The 22,455-nt window shown below is 41.5% G+C and carries 17 protein-coding genes; 6 read left to right on the forward strand and 11 right to left on the reverse strand.

The window, feature by feature from the left end; genetic code table 11:
• From L4C34_RS13345 to L4C34_RS13360, 4 genes are all read right to left on the reverse strand, one after another.
• On the reverse strand, positions 1 to 312 hold a 312-nt coding region (locus L4C34_RS13345), incomplete at its 3' end, for a helix-turn-helix domain-containing protein (protein ID WP_428789846.1).
• A 231-nt stretch (positions 313 to 543) separates the two neighbouring features.
• The gene (locus tag L4C34_RS13350; protein WP_428789847.1) at positions 544 to 2,007 is read right to left on the reverse strand and encodes a hypothetical protein; all 1,464 of its coding nucleotides are present in this window, start codon (positions 2,005 to 2,007) and stop codon (positions 544 to 546) included.
• Positions 2,008 to 2,077: 70 nt separating this feature from the next.
• On the reverse strand, positions 2,078 to 4,042 hold the full coding sequence (locus L4C34_RS13355; RefSeq protein WP_428789848.1) for a hypothetical protein: 1,965 nt from the start codon (positions 4,040 to 4,042) through the stop codon (positions 2,078 to 2,080).
• Complete coding sequence (locus L4C34_RS13360; protein ID WP_428789849.1) at positions 4,012 to 4,224, reverse strand: hypothetical protein; 213 nt, start codon at positions 4,222 to 4,224, stop codon at positions 4,012 to 4,014. The genes L4C34_RS13355 and L4C34_RS13360 overlap by 31 nt, the downstream gene beginning before the upstream one ends.
• A gap of 613 nt (positions 4,225 to 4,837) precedes the next feature.
• On the opposite strand from L4C34_RS13360, the gene L4C34_RS13365 reads away from it, so the two are divergent.
• Together L4C34_RS13365 and L4C34_RS13370 are read left to right on the forward strand one after the other, a co-directional pair.
• Positions 4,838 to 5,365 carry a hypothetical protein gene (locus tag L4C34_RS13365; RefSeq protein ID WP_428789850.1) on the forward strand — a complete coding sequence of 176 codons (528 nt, stop codon included), beginning with the start codon at positions 4,838 to 4,840 and terminating at the stop codon, positions 5,363 to 5,365.
• 28 nt (positions 5,366 to 5,393) lie between these two features.
• The gene (locus tag L4C34_RS13370) at positions 5,394 to 7,433 is read left to right on the forward strand and encodes a DNA phosphorothioation-associated putative methyltransferase (protein ID WP_428789851.1); all 2,040 of its coding nucleotides are present in this window, start codon (positions 5,394 to 5,396) and stop codon (positions 7,431 to 7,433) included.
• Here L4C34_RS13370 and L4C34_RS13375 read toward each other — a convergent pair.
• A complete protein-coding gene (locus L4C34_RS13375) occupies positions 7,424 to 8,227 on the reverse strand; it encodes a restriction endonuclease (protein WP_428789852.1) in 804 nt (267 codons plus the stop codon). The two genes, L4C34_RS13370 and L4C34_RS13375, sit on opposite strands and share 10 nt — an antisense overlap.
• 5 nt (positions 8,228 to 8,232) lie before the next feature.
• Positions 8,233 to 9,357, reverse strand: a complete 1,125-nt coding sequence (dndA, locus tag L4C34_RS13380) for a cysteine desulfurase DndA (protein ID WP_428789853.1) — start codon at positions 9,355 to 9,357, stop codon at positions 8,233 to 8,235.
• Positions 9,358 to 9,470: 113 nt separating this feature from the next.
• On the opposite strand from dndA, the gene dndB reads away from it, so the two are divergent.
• Genes dndB through dndE form a run of 4 tightly spaced genes read left to right on the forward strand, consistent with a single transcriptional unit; the run spans position 9,471 to position 14,881 of the window.
• Positions 9,471 to 10,565, forward strand: a complete 1,095-nt coding sequence (dndB, locus tag L4C34_RS13385; RefSeq protein WP_428789854.1) for a DNA sulfur modification protein DndB — start codon at positions 9,471 to 9,473, stop codon at positions 10,563 to 10,565.
• Positions 10,566 to 10,585: 20 nt separating this feature from the next.
• A complete protein-coding gene (dndC, locus tag L4C34_RS13390) occupies positions 10,586 to 12,556 on the forward strand; it encodes a DNA phosphorothioation system sulfurtransferase DndC (protein WP_428789855.1) in 1,971 nt (656 codons plus the stop codon).
• Positions 12,546 to 14,516, forward strand: coding sequence for a DNA sulfur modification protein DndD (dndD, locus tag L4C34_RS13395; RefSeq protein ID WP_428789856.1), 1,971 nt, complete (start codon positions 12,546 to 12,548; stop codon positions 14,514 to 14,516). The genes dndC and dndD overlap by 11 nt, the downstream gene beginning before the upstream one ends.
• Complete coding sequence (gene dndE, locus L4C34_RS13400) at positions 14,513 to 14,881, forward strand: DNA sulfur modification protein DndE (RefSeq protein WP_428789857.1); 369 nt, start codon at positions 14,513 to 14,515, stop codon at positions 14,879 to 14,881. The genes dndD and dndE overlap by 4 nt, the downstream gene beginning before the upstream one ends.
• Before the next feature lie 77 nt (positions 14,882 to 14,958).
• Here the strand turns inward: dndE and L4C34_RS13405 are convergent, their stop codons facing one another.
• Genes L4C34_RS13405 through L4C34_RS13425 form a run of 5 tightly spaced genes read right to left on the reverse strand, consistent with a single transcriptional unit; the run spans position 14,959 to position 22,437 of the window.
• On the reverse strand, positions 14,959 to 17,757 hold the full coding sequence (locus tag L4C34_RS13405) for a sigma factor-like helix-turn-helix DNA-binding protein (RefSeq protein WP_428789858.1): 2,799 nt from the start codon (positions 17,755 to 17,757) through the stop codon (positions 14,959 to 14,961).
• A gap of 8 nt (positions 17,758 to 17,765) precedes the next feature.
• On the reverse strand, positions 17,766 to 18,146 hold the full coding sequence (locus L4C34_RS13410; protein ID WP_428789859.1) for a hypothetical protein: 381 nt from the start codon (positions 18,144 to 18,146) through the stop codon (positions 17,766 to 17,768).
• Positions 18,139 to 20,130 (reverse strand): hypothetical protein, encoded by a 1,992-nt coding sequence (locus L4C34_RS13415; protein WP_428789860.1) that lies wholly within the window; start codon positions 20,128 to 20,130, stop codon positions 18,139 to 18,141. The genes L4C34_RS13410 and L4C34_RS13415 overlap by 8 nt, the downstream gene beginning before the upstream one ends.
• Positions 20,127 to 20,330: a DNA modification system-associated small protein gene (locus L4C34_RS13420; RefSeq protein ID WP_428789861.1), complete on the reverse strand. Its 204-nt coding sequence runs from the start codon at positions 20,328 to 20,330 to the stop codon at positions 20,127 to 20,129. Before L4C34_RS13420 ends, L4C34_RS13415 begins: the two co-directional genes overlap by 4 nt.
• Positions 20,317 to 22,437 (reverse strand): DEAD/DEAH box helicase family protein, encoded by a 2,121-nt coding sequence (locus L4C34_RS13425; RefSeq protein WP_428789862.1) that lies wholly within the window; start codon positions 22,435 to 22,437, stop codon positions 20,317 to 20,319. The genes L4C34_RS13420 and L4C34_RS13425 overlap by 14 nt, the downstream gene beginning before the upstream one ends.
• Positions 22,438 to 22,455: the final 18 nt, after the last annotated feature.

Here is a 22,455-nt window from a genome sequence, read left to right on the forward strand (position 1 = left end):
GGGTGAGACAAACACGCCTAGTTTACGCAGCTCATTGCTTGCTCTGACTTGACCATGAGCTGGGAAATCAACGGCATGCTTGAGAGCCGCTTGTTCAGTGTCACTATCGACTCGATTCTTCAGGTTTGGCGATCGGCGACTTTGATTAATCAGAGCATCGATGCCGCCCGTTTCGACTAATTCTTGATAACGATAGAAAGTATCTCTTGATACGCCCATCACTTTACAGGCTCTAGATACATTACCCAGCTCTTCAGCAAGATTCAGAAGGCCCGCTTTGTGTTTTATGATTGGATTGCTAGTATGAAGCATGAGAGCTACCTCTTCCTTTGATTTAAGTTTCAGCACCTTAATCAAAGTGGGTAACTCTCTTCTTTTCAAATCGAAGTGTCAGATCTAGTTCAAACTAATACATTTAAACTTAAATGTGGCAGCGAGTGACCAAGCCTTTCTTCAAGCAATATTTAACTTTGAAAGGTCAACACACCATAGTGATTATGATTAATCACTTCTTTTTCTTAGCCACTGAGTACGGTATTCACATTATTTGAGGTACGCCTGAGCTTGCATTAGTACCACTATAAGCTCTTCACGCAGATCCTGATCCTTTGGATACTCTCCCTTGAGAAATAGTAATCCCGCTTTATCGCCGATATAGATGGTGCCACAGTTCTCGTACCTACTAGAGTAGACAACCCTGATCTGTTCATTAGGATCATTTAACAGTGTTCCCACCTCAGCTTTATCAAGTTCCCAAATCGGTGACGTTTTTTTATCCGCTTTCCGATAAACTTCGGTGGCCAATTTGTTACTTCTGACCACAAAGTTTGTCACTGTGCTGGTTTCCATCAAAGTGAAGTGCGTCCTCCCTGTAATTAACCCTTCCCCATTTTCTCTATACATACACACCGTATGTCCAAGGGATTTTGGCCCATATTCTTCAATACGATAATCATACCCACTCCCCATTAGAGCCAACCCATTTTGCAAACGAGCTATATCCCATCTATCAAGAACAGAATGAGCCGCCTCTAAATTCGATTCGATATCAGATTGAGACGCTAGCTGGTACCCATATGGGTAAAAGCCGATATTGTCGCCTCGCAGTTTTATAAAAAGTTTCTGGTTGTGGCTTTGGCTTTGCGAGTCCAAATAATCCGCAAACTTCTTAATAGCCTCTTTGAGGGTCATCACTTCATCGTGGACATACTCTTCAATATCGACCGTGATAGACGACTCCATTAATTCCGCTACATCCTTCAAGCTGTCTCGGTTGCGAGTTTGGATTTGGGATACGGCGTCGCTTGCCACGCTACAAAAGTGATCAATAGAGCTGTAAAACGTCACTTGTCGACTGAACACTTTCCGTCTTTCTTCTATGGCCAGCTGAACATTCTTCAGTTCGTCGACACTGGCCTTTATATAAACAAGCTCCGAAGTAGACTGGTTTTGCTCCATTACCAGTTCGCCAATTTTACTCTTATCCACTGATAGCTTTTCTTCGAATCGATCGAGTTCGCGAACTTTCGAATTGAGTTCACCTTTTAGAGATTTTAACGCCTCTTGAACAATAATAACGCCTGCTACCCCACCCAAAAAGCTCAGTCCAGTCCAAACCTTCACTTCTTTCTCTTTGCTTCGAATGCTTGAACGAAGGCCGCCAATGTCTCTTCGTAAACGCTCTACATCTTGGTCCGTCAGTTCTTTTTTGCGAGAGAGCTCTTTCATATTGGAGTTTAGTGTTGATAGCTGAGTTTCAAGGCTCCTGATCTGCTCATCATTCCCCCCTGCTACGCGAATAATTTCTTCTAATTGAGACTGGCTGTAATCACCACATTTCTGGGCGTAATCAACATAGCTTCTTGCGGTTAGTTTTAGATAAATGAGTGGGTTAGATATGGACTTGAGTTTGTCAGAGACATCATTGAGTCGGTCAGATCTGATCAGGTCGACAGAGCTTGAAATACCAGCAAGAACATCGTGCGCAATTTGGCTATAACTTTTCATAAAGGATACCTAGGTGGATTAAATGTTAGACAATTAAGTGGGGTAGCATGATTGCCACCCCTCAACTGGATTAGCTAGCCTTACGGTATTCTTCTTGTTGGAGGCGAATACTCTCAAGACGTTTCTGCTGCGCATCGATATCTACCTGCGCTTCAGAAAGTACGTCGTTTGCAACGGCAGTCACTTGTTGGCGTGCCTCCTCTATGCTTGGCGCCTCATCGATATTGTTAGTTACTACCCCATAAGTCTCCATTGAGGCCTTTTGATACTCTTCGCAAATAACAGAGAGCGCTTTCCATTTCGCGATGTCACTGATGCCCACTTCCTTGAATTCATCATCAGAGTAGTATTCGATGCGATCTTCTTTATCCATGTTCTCCATCAGATCTTCAATTAGGGCTTTGAATTCTGATTTAGACAAGCGCTGACAGTATTCACCCATGGAACTCCAAAACAGGTTCATCTGCGACAAAGCCGTGACAATTTGTGCGAGTGCTTTGATAGCCAAAGCCAGTGAGTACACGGCCGTTTCAGCATAGTTGTGTTGGAATTGTGAATTTTTGAGTTTTTCTGTGTATTTAATCACATCCGTGATCGCGGTGCGCTTTTGGTCTTCGAGCTTGAATTTCTCTTCAAGCAAGCGCATTTTTTCTTCACTGATGCTTTGGCGCTCAGAGCGCGCTTGGTCACTCATTTTTTCCAAGCTCTTGGTTAAAGAATCCAAACTGGCTTGCACCCCTTTTAGAGCCGCTTCTTTTTCCTTAGCCTCTTTCTTCTCTTTTTCTAATCGAGAGTTTGTTTGCTCAGTTTTAGTTTTTTGATCTTCAAGCTCCAACTTAGCTTTATTGAACCCTTTTTTCGCTTCTTCTACTTTAGCCTCAGCCGCTTCCAACTTCGCTGACGCGCTCTCGCTTTTCGCTTCTTTAACTTCAGCAAGTTCATTTTCAGCCTTCTTCAGCTCTACTTTTGCGGTTTCATTTTTCTTGTCGAGATCAGGTTGTTTAGAATTAAGCTCATCCAATGCCTTCTGAGATTTTTTCATATCTGCCGTGACGTTATCTAATTCCTTCTGAACCTTATCGACCTCTTTCTTGCTTGATTCAAGTTTTTCTTTGTCTGCTTTGCTCGTGTCCTGCTCATTATCAGGAAGGTTCCTAGCCCCACCATTGTATGCGCCAACACCCGCACTGATAGCCTGAGTGAGACCACCAACAATGTTGGTAATCATTTCCCTTTCCGACGCCTTTTCCTCACGTTTTTTAGCATCACCATAGAGTTCATTGATGTTTTTAACGGATTCGATCAACTGCTGCTGGGCTTCAAGCGCCACTTTTTTTTGCGACTCTGCCTCTGCTATTATCTTTTCCAACTCGTCACTTTTTTCTTTCTGAAAACCTTGTTCGAGTATGGCGTCTTGTTTAATTTTCTCCGCTTGGTCACTCAGCTTAGAGGTTCTATCAATCAGAACTTGGCACGCACTGACCATAGAGTTCGCTTGTTCTTGGCAGCGCATTAGTTGACTCAATGCCATCTTTTCATTGCCTTTTAGAAGCCACTTATAGGTACTGCTTATATTTTTCAATACCTCTTCACTGGAGGCTTGTAACTTACCCATAGTGACCGAACAGTCTTTAGTCAGATCCAACATGTCTTTTTGTAACCCAGACATTTTTGCCTGCAACTTACCTCGGTCATACCCGGCGACGCTCACATAAGCCAGCTTTATTAAATCGGCTGTTCGTTTGAGATTGTTGTATACCGTATCTAACTCCATATCTTTTAGAACTGAAGAACGATATTTCTGTACTAACGGGGAGTCCCCAGCAGGGATCTTATCAAGATAATAATCATGCTCATTGATGCTGATATAAGTGGTGGAGGTTTTTTCTGAGGGATTCGCTGCGACGTTCATTTCTACATTCTCTCGATTGGGGTATTTGAGGAAAAATGAAGCGTGCCGCACTTTGTAGAGGCAAAGGATCAACACGCTTTGGACTGGCTGATTTACAACGCCAACTTGTATTCTGCGTACCATCCTTCCATGGATCCCCCTTGGCATTGCTCAGGGTTAACCGTTATCCAGCGGTGAGTTCTAATACCAAAGGTTTTTTCAGCATCGGCATCGTAAGCGCAGCTTAGGCCTTCATCGATACGAGCCAATTCTTCACCTTTATCATCTTTAAGTCGGCCTTCAGTCTTAATCTTTGCTTGTGGCATAGGAAATCTCCTTGAGTGTCTTTTGCAAGTTTAATGAGCTGTACTTACTGAACCAGCCTCGATAGAGGCCACACACATATAGTCTTATTAATCAAAGAATTAATGAGGATTATCTATCAAGATTTAAACAGGAACAGATAAATACTTCGAACTCCACTCTACTCTCAACCAACTAATAATCACTCGTTACTCAAGCTCGTTTGTTTGAAATATGTACAGCATCAAAAGTAAATGTAAAAACGTTGATTCTTTATAGGAACCTTCAGGGCATTTAATGAAACACTGTCACAGAATAGCCACAGGCATGGAATGGAAATAACTTTAATTTAATCATGCAGATAGACACCAATCTATCATCATACCAAGGCAAGAAAGTAAACAGGGGAGCGTCACAAATCACCTCAAATAAATGAGGAAAAGTCAGGCATAAAGATAATAAAGAGACGCCTTCAATATTTTGACTAAAGACATTTTGATCAGGTTCATAAAAGCATAAAATCCTAGGTAGGATTGATCTTCACACTTACTCAAAATCTCACGCATAATAAAATGCTTCCCCTCCACTAGCTGAACCTTCTATAGTTAAGTGACCCCTGATCTTATCAACGCCACTATGTTCGATAAACTGCTCAACTGGCATCTTGACGCTCACCCTCAGTACCGTCAAAAGAATCAGCCTTGCTCCGCTTCGATTACTCAGCTGGAGGGGCTCGCATTAAACATACTTCAACCCATTGAACAACAGATTGGAGAGGTTTCCATTACCTATGGGTTCACTGATCACGCTCTAATGCGTTTTATTCAAACACACAGTTCTGCCGAGACTGCTCCGGATATTGATCAGCACGCTTCAATGGAACTCAACAGTAAAGGAAACCGGATCTGTAAACGTGATGGGGCATCATGTGACTTCTATGTGTTGGGCTTCGAAAGTAATATGGACGAAGTGGCAAAGTTTATCGTTCAGCACCTCAACTTCGACCGCTTGTATTACTACGGAAAAGACAAACCAATTCATATCAGTTTCGGCCCGGATAACTCTCGTTACGCATTAATTCGGTTAACTCGCAGTGACGGCCTTCGCGTAAACAAAAAAAGTGCGAAAGACGCCGCCACACGAACCTTGTTTGATGATTTATAATCCTGAAAAAAGTCACTCGAGGTAAAGAATGAACGAAGAACTGTTTGCAGAACTCGTCGCACAAGTTGAGGTTGGGAAGCAGCTACCGGATGCACTTTATATTCATAGAGACGCACTGAGAGCCTTGCCGAGCGCACTCGTTCAATTCATTCCTGCTGTTGCGAAAGCCGTTAGCCTCGATGATGAGCATTGGAACCTCGTTAAATTATTTAAGAAAGAGTTCCGACTATCCTTACTGCACTACCCTGATTTCTATCATGATTCCTATCCGGCGCTGCAACAAAGCTTAAACGTTGATTTATCGAAGCTCAGTCATAAAGTGACGAATTATTCAGAATCGGACAACCCGCCGATCCTGCACCGTAAAGAAACCATGATATTGCCAAATAGCGAGCACTACGCGCACTTTAAATCGCTTACTGAAGAAGGCGAAAACGCTGGCCTATATGAAAATACCAGACTAATTGGCTTCAAGCGCTCTTGGGGAAACTTGATTGCTCGTCACGGCTATGAGTTAGTCGATGGGCGTTTGTTTCGATGCTCTGCCATCGTTACTCCAGAAGAGTCGGGAGTCGATAGACACAAAACGGCCATCGTTCGCCATGAACTTTCCGCACCGATGAAAACGCTCGCAAAACATGGCTATCTAGCAGGACATTGCTCTATTTTTGATTACGGCTGTGGCCGCGGAGATGACTTGCGAGAACTCGAAGCCCACGGCCTTGATGCCTTGGGGTGGGACCCCAACTTTCAGCCCGATCATGATAAAGTGAGCTCTGATATCGTTAACATCGGTTTTGTACTGAATGTCATTGAAGATCAGGATGAGCGCCTAGAAGCACTGCTAGGTGCATGGGAACTGGCCGATAAATTTCTGGTTGTCTCTGTCATGCTGGCCAACGAAAACTACATCGCACAATTCAAGCCCTACAAAGATGGGGTGATTACGTCGCGTAATACGTTCCAAAAATACTATGCGCAATCTGAGATCAAAGCTTATATCGAACGAAGCCTGCAAGAAGATGCCATTACCGTAGCGCCGGGCATTTTTTATATCTTTAAAGATAAACTTGAAGAACAGCAGTATCTGCAAAGCAAATACAAGCGCCACCATCGCTGGCAGCAACTCACCTCGCCAGAGCCTGTCGAGGCGAAAGACAAAGCGAAACTGCTCATTACGCAGAACCTAGAGCTGTTTAACGCGTTCTGGAACGTTTGTTTGGAATTGGGTCGAATTCCCTCCAATGACGAATTTGAACAATCTGAACAAGTGCGAGAGCTGATTGGATCGCACAAAAAAGTCTTCGGCTTGCTACAAGACATGTTTGACACCAAGGAGTTTGAGCAAGCAGAAAAAGGCCGTAAGGAAGATTTGCTTCTCTATTTCTCAATGGGCCTGTTCGAGAAAAGAAAACCCTACACCCAACAGCCGGAATCGCTTAAAAGAGACATCAAAGCTTTGTTTAGCGATTACAAAGCAGCGCTTAACCTTGCGGCAGAATTGCTGTTTGCCATCGCGGACACTGAGCTCATCAATAAGCAATGCGAAAAGGCTTATGCTCAGCTGCCTGCTAGCCTATTGAACGACGGACATTCTCTGATCTTACACCGCGATTATATTGACCAACTGCCTTTGTTACTGCGCGTGTACGTGGGTGCTGGGTTACAAATGTATGGTGAATTAGATGACGAAATCGACCTGATTAAAATTCACATCACATCTGGAAAGCTGACTCTGACAGCCTATGACGACTTTGAAAAATCTGTGCCCTTCTTAGTCGAACGGATAAAAATTAAAATGGCAGACCAAGATATTGATTTTTTTGATTATGTAGATGAAAAGCGTAGGCCGCCTCTGCTGAATAAGCACCTTTACATTCAAACAAATCACGAGGCCTACAAAAAGCAGCTGAGCTTCGATAAGCGATTAGCGAAGCTCATGAAGTATGATTCAACAGAAGAGACACAAATGGTTAGAGCGGAATTTGAGGTGCTTTTAGATAAATGCAATAAAGAAATCAAAGTGTTTACTCTGAGTTCCTCTACTAACACAGGCGATCAGCTATAAATAAGGTCAGCATCAAAATCATAAATCTCAACTTGCTGCTTTTGAATCCCTATGCCTTTTTCAATAATTATTTCTGCTAATTGTTCACCATCAATTAGAACGATAGGAACGCAGCCTGGCTTGAATGACACCTCTTGAGCTTCTCTTGTAAAGCTGCTCGTAGTAATAAAAATACCTTGCTCGTACTCTCCGGTAATATCGCCTCGAAACTGAGAAACATCTGGACGACCAACTTTGTTGTTTTCAGCGTATCGTTTACACTGTGCTGCAACTCTCATCTCTGCAATACCGATTTTTAAAGCTCCTTTCACATCTATCCCACCATCTCGGCCAACAGGAGTAACGTTCATACTCTTAAAACCATATCGGTTTAAGAATAACTCACTAAACTCTTCAAATTCACTAGGAGACAAAGCTCGTAAGTAGGAAAGAATTTCAGCTTTGCATTTCTCCTTTTGCTGCGCTGCTAACTCAAAAATTCGCTCAGAGCAATCATCGCTTTGAATTTCTTCAGGAGAAGGTTCTTTGATTTCATAACCAACTGAAAATGCACGATACTGCTCAAGAAGCTCATACTTTCCATTTGTATGTTTATAAAAGTACCTTTCAGCATTCATTTTGGTAAACGCTTTGTTCTTGGTGTGCTTATCCATAGTCACTCGAAGAACTTCAACTGGCTTCTTAGCTCCAAAAACATATAGCTGCTTAGCTACAATTTCTTCGTAAACTTCTGATGCAGTGGCAGGCTTTTGGAGAGAGTTTAATGCTGCAATAGCAGCTTCATAAATTTTCATATCCACTATAAGTATTGTTTAATCTTTTCAATGATTTCCGTTATTGGTAACTCTTTGGTTTGATAACACCAAGACATACGAATCGCACTATCGATGCGATCTTCATCTAGCCCCATAGCAGTTAGAACATGACTCGGTGTGTAGCTTGAAGAAGTACAAGCAGAACCGTTGGAAACAGCTGCAATTCCCTTTAAAGCAACCATAGCAGCTTCAGAGTTAACTTCTGGAATGGAAAAGTTAAGCACATGTGGTGCAGTATTCTCACCATTAACCTTGACCCCAATTTCGGAAAGGCCACCCAGGGCTTCGTCTTTTAATTTTTGGCAATGTCTAGACCAAGCTTCCGAGTACTTATTAGATAATGAACATGCTTCACCAAGCCCAGCAACTAGTGCGACGGGTAATGTTCCCGGTCTTAAACCACGCTCTTGACCACCACCAAACATCAATGGCTTTAGCGGGGCTTTTTTAAAACCTCTACGCCTAACAATAAGAGCTCCGATTCCTTTCGGTCCATACAACTTGTGACCACTTATACTAATCATATCTATACGACTATTCTTTAAGGGATCACTATATTTGCCGAAACCTTGAGCGGCATCCACGTGGAAATATGCAGCGTGCCTTTCTAAAACTTCGCAAAAACCCACTATATCCTGAATTGAACCTGTTTCATTATTAACGTGCATAATGCTTACTAGAAAAGTGTCATCTCTCAACGCTTTTACTAATGACTCTTTCGGGATCAAGCCAGACTCATCACAGTCTAAATAAGTAACTTCAAAGCCTTCTGATTCTAGCATTTCGATAGGCTCCAACACCGCTTTATGTTCGATCTTAGTCGTTATAATATGTCTCTTGTTCTGGCTATTGGCCCACGATTTGAGACCTAAAATCGCGATATTATTGCTTTCTGTTGCGCCACTAGTGAAGATAATTTCATTCTTATCTGCACCAATTACATCAGCAACTTGCTGTCTTGCCAACTCAGTAGCTTGCTTTGCTTTCACCCCAAATTCATGAGTTCTGCTTCCAGCATTCCCATATTCGTCAAGCATATATTTACTAACAATTTCCGCGACTTCTGGTGCCATAGGTGTTGTTGCATTGCAATCTAAGTATGTAGTCATTCTAAAGCCTTAACAAAATGGGAGACATTAATAAGCGACTAGCGTATAGTACACGCCATTGTTCGTACGAACAAATGCTATTGTTCGTAAAAACGCCTATTATAGATAGAGATATGACTGATGTAATTTCCGGGACATCGTTCCCCGCCATCAAAGGCGTACAAGCTGAAACCGAATTCTACACTGTGATGTGCCCTCTAAAAAGGTTAAAACGGATATTTACGTTTGACGAAGGAACATTACCTGTAAATGAGCGAGCTCAGAGAATCCTAAACCCTGACCGTATACCAGAGATCAGTAATTATATCTTAGCAAATAGAGATAGTTACGTGTTCTCTGCTTTGACCGCATGCATTGATGGCGAAACTGAATTCACATCTATTGGACAAGGTAAACACCAGCAAAAGATCGGTACGCTAACTATCGATGACGACGCAGAAGTCTATATTACCGATGGTCAACACAGAAACGCGGCTATCCTTGAGGCGCTCAAGCAAGATCCTTCATTAGGTAACGAGAATATTTCTGTCGTGTTCTTTGTAGGAAAGTCCCTCCCGGAAAGGCAAAAAATATTCAAAGATTTGAACCTTTATCCAGTAAAAACCGACAGTTCTCTGAGTATCACCTACGACGACGAACCAGATTCAATGCTTTCCAAATCAATAGTGTTCGATAGCCCGATTTTGTCGAGGCTCATCCACATGGAAAAAAGCAATTTAGGTCCAAGATCGAAGAAGCTAGTAAGTCATAGCGCTCTAAATAAGGCAACGAATGAACTTTTTAGTAGCATTAGTAATGACAACTACCAAGATTTAGTACCTATCGCAAAAGACTATTGGGAGCACTTAGTTAAAGTCATACCTGCCTGGAATCTTGTCTGTAAAGAGCAAATTTCAGGCGGAGAAGTCCGTGAAGAAGCTATTCATGCGTACTCAGTTACATTTCAAGCCCTAGGGATAGTGGGTAACTGGCTGCTAAATAATGACCTTAAGTGGAAAGAGACAACTCTCGCGCTCAAAAATATAGATTGGTCTCGAAGCAATAAACGAGACTGGGATGGAAGATGTGTTGTGAACGGTGCGATGCGTAACTCTTCAGTTGCGATGAAACTAACAGCAAACAGAATTAAGCACTATCTTTCCATTCCTTTGAGTGCGAAAGAAAAAGCTGAAGAAACCAAATTCAACCAAGCGAAACAGAACAAGTAAGCCTCCGGGTAAATCAAATTATGACAGTAAATACTCAACAAGCACGTTACTCAGCATTTAACGAGATTGGGTTCAAAGAAACGATCCAACGCTTAATTGCTAAAACAAAAGAGCTATATCAAAAGGATGACATCCCTTGGGTAATAGGTTATAGCGGCGGTAAAGATTCCACAGCCATACTTCAAATCGTGTGGAATGCTGTGGCAGAACTGAAAGAAGAAGGAAAGGCGAGCAAGCCTGTCCATGTCATCAGCACAGACACCTTAGTTGAGAACCCAATTGTTGCGCTTTGGGTCGACCGCTCACTCAAACAAATGCAAAAAGCAGTCGATGAGCAGAACTTACCTATTCAACCACACCGTTTGACCCCAAAAACTGAAGATAGATTTTGGGTCAACTTAGTCGGAAAAGGCTACCCTGCACCACGCTACAAATTCCGTTGGTGCACAGACCGACTTAAGATCAGCCCTTCAAACACATTTATCCAAAATGTGGTTAAAAAGAATGGTGAAGCAATCTTAGTATTAGGTACTCGTAAACATGAAAGTACCGTTCGCTCTGCAAGCATGGCAAACATTGAAAATCGCTCCGACAATACTCGTAAAGAAGATGGGTTGAACGTAAATACACAACTCGACCGTGTATGGGTTTATACGCCTGTAGAAGATTGGACAAATGATGATGTCTGGTCCTTTCTAACCCAGCAGAAAAACCCATGGGGTTACAGAAATTCTGACTTATTGGGTATGTATCAGGGTGCTACTGATGGTGGTGAGTGCCCTCTTGTCGTAGATAAATCAACTCCAAGTTGTGGTGATAGCCGTTTCGGTTGTTACGTATGTACCATGGTGGGTGAAGATAAATCTATGGCAGCTATGATTGCTAATGACGAAGAAAAAGAGTGGATGCTACCATTGCTTGCTCTCCGGAATGAAATCGACATCAATGACTCTAACAAAGATGCTAAAACAAACAAAATCGCAAGAGATAAACACAATCGAGACTTCCGAAGAATGAACGGAAGCCTTACCGTTCATATCAGCATGAAAGAGTTCAGTGAACAAAAAGACCTTGCCGATAGTGAAGATATGTTTGAACTATTAGCTCAATACGAAGATAACACCGATTTTAAGTACGAAAATTTACCCGCTGATATTGTTCGTGGTCCATATAAGCAGGCATTCAGAGAATCAATGCTTCGTAAAGTTTTACAAGCTCAGATGGAAGTAAGAGAATGCGGGCCTGCGGATGTTGAAAACCTAGAGCTTCTAACTCTTGATGATTTAGAAGAGATTCGCCGGATTTGGGTAGATGAAAAAAACGAAGCAGAAGACAGCGTTCCTCTAATCTATCAAGAAGTCACTGGTGAGAAATATCAGGGAGCTTCTAGAGCTTACAGTCCTGTCGTTAATCACAACATTCTAAGCAAATTAAAGGCATTTTGTGCGCAACATGATGATCCTGATGAGCTTAAATACCAACAACTTAGAACTCTACTTTCTATCGAAGATCGATATAAACACCAACTTCGACGCGCAAAGATTTCTGACGACCTAGAATCAGCTATCGATAAAGGTGCATTTGAAAGCATCGACCATGCTCGCCGCTTTGCTTTAGATAAAGTGAAAAATGAAGCACTTGTCAAACTACACCGCCTACAAAGTGTAGGTAGTGAACTCGAGTTTTTAAAGAACATTGTATCGAACCTTCAGATTTTAGATTCGAAGAAAGAACTAAGTAAGGTAAAGAAATACAAAGCTTATTATGCTGAGATTACTTCAGATAATCATCAACCTGATGAGTCTTATACACTCGAAGCTAAATTGGTAAACGGGTTGATTAAACTGTACGAATACTACATCCACCAAATCGATAAGTCTTTCGCTCTATTAGATCTCAAAGCTCAAGAAAACCTAGAAATGAATAATCGCAATAGCAAATTACTATCTGCCAACAACTTGATTGCAACGGAGACAAATAGTGATTTTTGAACAAGTAAAACTGCACAACTTTGGCATCTATCAAGGGGAACACACCGTAGACCTTGATGTAACGGACCACATTAAACCTGTAGTCTTATTTGGAGGGCTGAATGGAGGAGGAAAAACTACGTTTTTAGACTCTCTCCAGCTTGCTCTATACGGAAAAAATGCAAAATGTTCCAACCGCGGTAAGTTGTCATACAGCGATTATTTAAAGCAAGCAATCAATAAGTATAGCGAGAACAAGTTTGCCTCTGTAGCTCTGTCCTTCCGTCATACTCAAAGAACCCAAACCAAGCGATATGAAGTCATTCGCTCTTGGGAAAGTAGCTCAAACAAAGACATTACGGATAAAGTTCAAGTTCTGGTAAATGGGGAGCTTGATAACCTATTAACAGACAATTGGAACGACTTTGTATCCGAGTTTATCCCTCAAAGTATGTCTGAGCTGTTCTTTTTTGATGGCGAGAAAATTGAAGATTTAGCAGACCCAGTTCGCTCTGCACAACTGTTAAAAACAGGTATTGAAGCACTGCTTGGGCTAGAGCTCTTCACTCAACTATCTAAAGACCTAAATAGTCAAAAGCGTCGCCGCCAAGAGCGTAACTTGGATAGCTCTGCGACTAAAAAAGTTGATGAACTGAAACAAAGAAAAGAACTTCTAGATAACAACCTTCTAAATATAGAAGAGAGTGTTCAGAAAGTTCTAGATGATGAGAATGCTCTAGCGGACCAGTTAAAAGACATCGAAGTCCAAATGCAGACCTCGGGTGCAACTTTGTTAGACGATGTTAATGACATTCAGCTCGACCGAAAGGCGGCAGCTTCCAAATTGGAGGCTATTGATCACAACCTTATAAAACTGGCAGCTGGCGCGATGCCATTGGCTATTGCACACAACTTATTGAAAGAGACCAAAGAGCAAGCTTTATTAGAAGATGAAGTTATTGGTTTTGATAATGCACAGAAGCATATCAAGACCAATAATGACGAGCTAATTAAACGTTTAAAAGCTTCGACAACTGATGATATGGCTGAACAAGTAAATAAACTGCTTAGTTCAATATGGCAAGAGTCTGCAGAAAGCTTAAACCAAGAAAAGTACCTAGACGTTAACCCGGTAATATTTGACTTTGCAGAGAATGCAATAGAGTCAGATAAAACCGAAAGTACAGAGCTATTAAAGCAGAAGAGAGAATTACAAGAAACACTAGCTCTGCTAGATAAAAAGCTAGACGCGGTTCCTGATTCTGATTCCGTTAAAGACCAAATTGAAACCAAAAGCAAAATTGAGGCTTCTATTTCTCACTCTAAAACAACATTAGACTCCCTAATGGAAGAGATGGCTCAATGTAAAACTCAAATTAATGAGAATGAAGCGCGTCTAGATGCAACTTTGATTCAGCAGAATGCTGAGGACTTTGAAGGAAAACGAAATCAACAAGTCGCTGAACATCTAGTTGAAATGAAATATATTGTTGACGAATTCAAAGCACAACTTATTAAAGAGAATATTGCAACGCTAGAAAAGCGTATTAAAAGTAAGTTCGATTCACTAGAGAGAAAGTCTGAGCTGGTTGCAAAAGTGAACATTAACCCTCAAACATTCAATTTAACCCTATTAGGGTTAGATGGTTTAGCTTTGGACACTAAGCGCCTTTCTGCTGGCGAGCGACAATTATTGTCCGTAGCTATTTTATGGGCACTAGCGGAAGCTTCAGGAAAAGAAATCCCAACTATCATTGATACACCTATGGGGCGACTAGATGGTAAGCACAGAACAAAACTTGTTGAGAACTATTTCCCAGAGGCCGCAGGGCAAGTAATCCTATTATCAACAGATGAAGAAATTGCTGGGCAATATTACAAAAAACTGAAACGCTCAGTGGCTAAGGAATATCATATTAGCTATGAAGAGACAGCCAAAACATCGACCATTACTGAAGGCTACTTTGGAGAATCAGCATGAGCATTGAGACCGTTCGCTTATCAGAAAAAGCCAAAGGGCAACTCATCACAGTAAAGAAAAACACGAAAATCGATAACTGGAATGTTCTTTGCCGTTGGGCACTTATGCTTTCATTGAAAGAAGAGAGTATCCCTCCACATGAAGACATTGTAACTAACAGTAATGTTGAAATGACATGGAAAGTGTTTGGCGGTGAGTTTTCAGATATCTATTTGGCGATGTTACGCCAGAGAACAAAGATAGATTTTGGTGGAGTCGACGAAGGTGAACTTAGTTATCACTTTAAACTTCACCTTCATCGTGGAGTTTCCTATCTTCTGAGTAAAACAAAGACTATTGATAGTTTAATAGAGCTGGTCCAATAGGGCTAGCTAACTATCCAACCTGTATATTTTTATTTCTCTTTAAGACAATAAATCAGTATTGCTTAAACATCCCTATTTTACTTCCACCAAAGCTTGATTAAGGGGTCATACTTTCCCCCTTGATTGAGTAATAAACCAGTTACAGTGCCATCAACCTCTAGACCAGTTAAAGACTCCACTTTTGCGTTAACCTCTGCGATACTCATCGGTCGAGTCATTTCTTGCACTATTTTCCTCACTGCCTGGCTGAAATTGAGCCGACGAACATCTTCTCCCCACTCAGCTAACCCAAGAAACATCGCTCTTGCTAAGTAAAATCGTTCATCGCGTTGAGCTAAATTTAGCAACGTATAAGGCTGAGGAGCATCACCTGGTATATCTTTTGTTTTTAAGACATCTTCTATTTCTGTATAGTGAATACCTTTTTGTGAACCTCGAAGATAATTATATATAGCATCTAGTCTAGCCTGATTTTCTTCTGCACTACCTGGAACATCACGATCGACTAACCCCCAGTAATCTGGTCCTACTAGAATCATTCTATCAGTAGGCTGAATCTGTAGATTGTCCGTTACGCCTCTGATTTCTTGAAGGCGCACTTTTATTTCATTTCCTTTAAGTGGTCCACCATTGTCCTCTAAAATTTTAGTAAACGCATCGGCCATATCTACTCGGTCATCTTTAGATTGTCCAGAGTCTGACCTAGCCCAAACCATTCGGTTAAGATAGTTGAGCTTGTCTTCATCTTCCAGAATCATATTAAGAATGTAATGATCCAACTCAGGTGGAAGTCCTGGAAATTGATTTTTTAGTTGGGTAATAATTTCACCGCAGTGCCATTGTTTCATTATCGGGCCATCATAAATAATCTTAGAAACAACAAGTCTAATATTTTTACACATACGTTCAGAGATCGGATTGAAGTGAGAAAGACCGTATACCCCTCTCCCAAACAATTTCCCGCCCAACCTTTGCACAGCATTATGTGCTAACCTTTCATTCACTGGTCGCCCAAGTATTACTGTAGCCATTTCTGCAATTTCAGAATAGTGTAAAGGCTTTTCTGCTTTCGTAAGAGCTGCAGATACAGCTGCCTCTGCAGAACGGCCAAAACCAATCAACTTAGCATCTTTTAATTCACTAGAAAATTGCAAAGTATTTGAAAACTGATCCCACAAAAGAGTTAACAGTTCTTCGGCACCGGTACCTGCAAGGAAGGCTCTGAAGGTCATATTAATGTCACTACGTGTCCACCCCTCCTCTTCTGCCTTGTCTTTGAGGCTCTTTCTAATTTGGGATAACCCCTTATCCCAGTCATCTTGCCTTATGCGAGTTACAATATTGGCTCCGTTGACTTTTATTATTCGGATCTCAGATTCTGAGAAAAGATCAATGATTGCTATAAGATTTGCATAATTTCCCATAAAACCTGAAAACCAACTATCTTCTAGCTCTAGCATTTCTAGATATAAGGGCCTTTCACGGTCAATAAGCAACTGGCCAATTTTAATAGCAATACAATCATCCCAATACTCACGCTCCATGATCTTCGCAACATACTTTTTCTGCAGTTGACGAACTCTCTCTCGAGTTACATTAAGCCGTTTTCCAACTTCTTCCAGAGTCATTACTTTTCCGTTATATCCAGTTCGGAGTTCGATAACCTCTCTGTCACGGTCTTTAAGCTGAGATAGGGCTTTTTCAAAGTGATTTTTAAGCGTTGTCTGAGATATCATCCCAATCCGATCGCTTTCAACTTGCTCTGGGAATTGACCGCTATCTACTTCCTTAGCTTCTGTAATCTCTAACGGAACAATAGACACACGCTCCATTAGGTTTTCGAAGTTACTAGATATTATTTCACATAAATCTTTAGCTGACTTTCGTCCAAAATTTGGCCAGCTCATCATAGTTGATAAACTCACTCCATCAAGATCAGCTAAGCACTGTACTGATTGAAGGTTGAAGATATTCATCAGCCTTACAGTCAGACCCAGCACCGATAGATCGACTTGACGCAAGCTTTCTGGAAGAATTCTAACTAAATATTCTGGGTCACTCACATCCCCATTTAAGCTGAGTGCGTGATATCTATAAGTCTCCAAATTATCTCTCGTCACTCGGGGAAGAGCATTAGCCGATTTTAAGTAGCTCTGTTCACTGTAAATACCATAGGGGTTAATTGACGCAAGTAATCTAGGGTCATCTTTCTCTAGAAGCACTAGCCAATCGTCAAGTTCGTATGCAATGTTTTGTAACGAGAAGAATTTTCCATCAGGTGTTTTACCAATTACAGGTTCTGATGCTGGATTGCAATATTCCGTATCCTGGCAATGCCGATTGAGTTCTACCTCTAAAACACTAACCGGTTTTTCGCCACTAAATTGATACAGCCCTTCTTCGGCAATATTGGCGTAAATCTCTTCTTTACTTTGCGGCTTAGCGGCATTCTCTAGAACGTTCAATGCCGCTTTGGCGATGGTCAAGCCATTGCCGTTTGATTCTTGTCCATCGGATGAAATAGCTGCCATGCCACCGGGCTCTTTTGCGTTGTAGCCAAAACCTTGCATTACCAGGTGAATAGGGACTTTAGCGCCACTGATATCAAGCTCACATACCACACTGTGAGAGCATACATGCTCCAGTGGCAAAGCCCACTTGGCAGCACCTGTACACAAGACTTGGCCTTTATATTTTAGTATTTGAGGAATTTTAAATACTTTTGGACGAACAAAGCCCACATGCACAAGGCCAATCGCTGTTGTTTTGTCACAGTGCTCCCATTCATCCAGTAGTGTATTGAGGTCACGATGCACGGATACCTGGGTAGGATCATCATCATAGAAAGTACACAAATATAATTTAACCGCAGACATAATTATTCTTAGTTCGTAAAAATTTCATCAAAGGGGAGCTGCCCCGTTTTTATATTGGCATCATAAAACTCTCGAATGCCTTGCTCGGCTAAACGCTCTATATACTCGTATACTGCAGCCCCTTGCTCCACCAGTCCGGCACATTCGACAGCCGTATATAAAACACCGCCTTCATCAAGTTCTCCGACCCTAAAACTAGAGGTACTTTTATCAGCTAAAGCTGGCGGCCTAGTGCCTCTTTTTATGCCAACCGCAACCGCTAGCCTATACAGATCAAATTTGATCAACCCAATGCCTTCTTCACCTTTTACTGGATTTAAATCAGCCAGAAGTTCTTCCAACTGAGCGCTCGCCTCATTGGTCAATCCAATACGTCCTGGTTCATTCATGATATAACACCTTCTCAATTCTTGATTCCGTCGCAGAAACACGAACGATTTGATAACGGGCACCTATGCGATCAGCAAAGTTGGACATATCCTGCTTCTGGTTGATCTCACCTTCATGCACTAACAAAACAACTTGGTCAGCCATTTTCGGAAGGTAACCAAGAACATTGCTACGGTGCTTGGGATCCAAACGGCCTAAAGGTGTATCCATCACAATGGGGCCTGATTTTCTCGCGGTGCGATTGAGTCCATCAATCAATGACAATGCAACAACTTGTTCTGCACCCGCACTACGCTCTTTCAGCACACGGTTTTCATGATCAATAATAGATAGACCGTAGTTGTTATTGATCTCTAAGCCCGAATATGTTTTTTCAGTCGTTAATTCAGCAAAGGCACTCGATGCATGTTGCTGTACTTTATCACGCAATGAGTCTCGTAATTGATCGATCCCCTTGGCAAACACTTGCTCTAGCTCTTGATAAAGATTAACCCTTATAGAACTTTGCTGGCCTTGGGCTCCTTTATTTTTCGAAATAAGTGTGGCGATATGGTCTTGTTCACTCACGTTTTTTTCAATTTTTTGTTTAATTTGATCGATTTCTTGAGATAGACGTGAATTGTGCCCCGTTAGGCGATCTCTTTTTTCGCGTTGACGCATAATGTGATCCGTATCATATTCACGAATTTCTTCATCCAGTTCTTCCAACCTTGTTTCAATTTGGATGAGCTTCACTTGCTGCTTCGTTTCTTTTTTTATTGTAGCGTGTATGCGAGTGCCTTCATCAGCCGAACGGATTTGGCTTAACTTATCGATCTTATCGGTTAGCTCAGTGAAATCATCGAGATTTACAACCGTAAGTTCAGCTTGCGCTTTACAGGTTTCATACTCTGTGCGAATTGGCTCCATCTTCGCTGCAGGAATATTTTGACGACAGGTCGTACAAGTTGGATCATCTAATATTTTGGAAAGAGTCTTTATCTTGTCTTCTAGCACAGCACTGTTTTTCATTGCCTGTTGAAGGTTTGATCGCTCATCCTTCAGTTTATTCAGAGTAGGCGCAACACTGGTATGAAGAACGTCTTTCCACGCTGTTTTTAACAACTCACGCTTTTGATCCGCAAGTTCAACAAGGTTCTTTTCGGTGACATCACGTTCGCCCTTAAGACCTTCTAACTGCACCTTTTTACGCTGTACTGCTTCGGTATTTTTCAGCTCATCATCAATAATGTCGACTTGGTTTTGTACATCATTTTTTTGGGTGATTTGATCTTTTAAGTCTTTTTCGTACGACGTCAATTTAATGTCCAATTGACGCTGCTGTTCTGCATAGCTACTTAATTCTTTGTTTTTCTTAGCATCTTTTGCCTGAATACTTCGCGCTTCTTTCAATAAAGTTGCCAATTCATCACGGCCGTGTACCAATGCGGGGACTCCTAAAGCCTGCTCAATATGCTCTTTGATTTTCTCGCCTTGTTCACTATCATCTATCAGTAAGTTTTCGTACTCTTGCAATAGTTCACCATCAAACAAGAAAAAGCGTGAAATCTCTTCTGGGATAACCTGGTTGATTTCGTTCACCACAACATCACCTGGCAAGATTTCGCCATTCATTCTTAAACCGATTTGTTCTTCAAAATCAGCATCAATTTTCGGCGTTGAGACATGTGCTTTTCTATTTATTTGACGACGAAGTTCATATTCGTTCTCTTCATGTGAAAACTTTAGCACAATGGATAATGACCAATCCCCCATAGCGACAGCATCCATATTAACCAAATTCACTCGTGGAATTTCTCTCAGGTGACGCCCTACTGCATTTCCATAGAAGCCCCAGCGAATCGCGTTAAGAAAGCTGGTTTTACCTCGCATGTTATCGCCAAATAACAACATCACATTCTGTGTTTCATGTTGTGGGAAAACAACTTTTTGTTCGCCCTTATAAGGCATAAAGTTGTTTATTGTGAGTTCTTTTAATTTCATAGTAATTGCTCACTTTCACGTTCCACGATTTTTTTTTCAACAAGCGCTTTCATTTTCTTGATAGTATCTCGATCTTTGTCATATTGGTGAGAGCTTTGTAATTGATAGCATTGCTCTATCAATTCTTTATCCACACCCAAGCCCTGTTCATCTTTTATGGACAATAATACAGCCAATGGATCACTTTTATTCTCCATCATCTTCTCCTGTTTCTTCGACACCATCGGTATCAACTAAGCCAACTTCCTCAGGGTCTATCCCTAAATCAATGGCGATTCTTACAAGTTTACTTGCACCAGAGCGATTCATAGCTGTCTCAGAAAATTGAATGCTTCGTTGTAACTCACTTTTCATTAAAGAGAGTTGTCCTGGCTCCAAATCCAAATCCAAAGGCACCACAACCGCATCATATATCACAGCGCTGTATTTTCCCTTGCAGGTGCGTAACACTCGCCCGCGGCGCTGGATAAACTGGCGCGGGTTTTGCGACGATGCGAGAATAATGGCATGAGATATTTTGGGGATATCAACCCCTTGATCCAGGCAACGAATCGACACCATAATGCCACCAAATTGCTTGAACCAATCTAACGAAGCATCCGAATCACCTTTCATACTGGTATGATACTCACACGGTGAATATCCTTTACCCCTTAATTGCTCCATTACTTCAGCTAACTGGTGTTGATCTTCACAGTAAATCAACCAGCTCTCACCTTCTGTATAATGTTCTTGTACAGTTCTTACAGCGTAGGGAACTTTAGCGGAGGCCTTTTTAGCAATACGCGCGCGCTGAATCAGCATATTCTGTAAACGCGGAGAAGGTACTGGCTTTCCTTGCTCATCGCGTTTCGAGCGACCAAATTCCCTCTTTATCTCTTTAGTTGCTTCTTCGTACGCGTCAGATTCTTCTATAGATAAGTGAATTGGTTCTGGGTGGTACTCATATTCGACAAGACGGCCACTTTCAATGGCATCAACCAATGTAAACGGCGGTTCAACAATCTCGCCGAAGAAATCAAAAATGCGCTGTGTTCCAACAGGATCGCCGTAACGCTTTGGCGTCGCACTTAATCCTAGACGCGGTCCAGCATCTATCGATAAAACTCTTGAATTTTCGGTACTACCAACCTCGTGAACCTCATCAGCTACCACCATAAGAGATTTGCTACCACAGATTCCTTTGCGAAAATCGTCCAACCTTGCTGTTGACATCGTAGCCAGGACAATACGTATTCCAAGACCATCACCAAGCTGAGTAAAGAATTTAAGGCGTTTATTTTTACGCCAACTGTTATATCCATCCCCAGCTTTTAAGATGGTTGCTTCTGGAATTTCTTCTTTAATTTCTTCTGCCCACTGCTTATGTAAGAGGCGATCTGGTACTAAAACCAAAGCAACTCCATCTTGCCCCAAGTGATCTTTTAAGGCAGTTAATGCGGTAAATGTTTTACCACTACCAGTTGCATGTTCGAGGATTCCACAATGACCACGCTTCTTCCATTCATTCAAAGCGTTCAGTTGATGAGGTAATGGTGTTCTTTTTTTGTGCAAACTTAGCCGACTCTTCTCAAGATCACGTTTCCCAACACTAAAATAATCGACTAACTCCACACAATTAATCTCATCAATGGTATTTTTCGCTATCGATTCAAGCTTCTTCTTACTCAAGTCTGGGAAAGGAACTACTTGAAGACCTTTAACATTACCTAACCACAAGTTTTCAAAATAGGTTGTGTTTCGTTTAACTTGCCTCTGATCTCTTCCTAGTTTCCAACTACAGTACACATCAAGAGTTTCATGATTTCCTCTTTCATGCCACCCTGTCCATGATTCGTTCACAGACCCCTTAAAAGATACTACCTCGCCATTCTCATCTTTAAATAGACCTAACTTTGCATGGTATTCACCTTTTGCTTCCGGTAAAAAAACCACTTTAATATCCAACACCCCAAATTTGACCAGCGTAGCAAGTGCTTCGGCATTCTTATATACCGAAGCGTCACCAATTAAATCATCTATATCTTTTTGCAGTTTGTCATTTATGGCTTCTATACTCTTATATCCTTCGGATATGGCGTTGATATCTGATTCAGTTATACTTGGAGAACAAATTAAACGAATTTTTCCACCACGTTTTGCAAAATCAACAATCTGAGGACCAATAATCAAAAAAACAGATGATCTAAAAAAGCCAACAGACCTGTCATAATACATTGACCTCTCTAGACACGGCTTATAGAAATCTGCTACCAGATCACTTTCACCTGTATAGTACTCTTCTTCTATATTTAACTCTTTTAACACTCATTGCTGCCTTATTGC

Source organism: Vibrio profundum (genome assembly GCF_050337555.1).
GTDB classification, from domain to species: Bacteria; Pseudomonadota; Gammaproteobacteria; order Enterobacterales; family Vibrionaceae; genus Vibrio; species Vibrio profundum.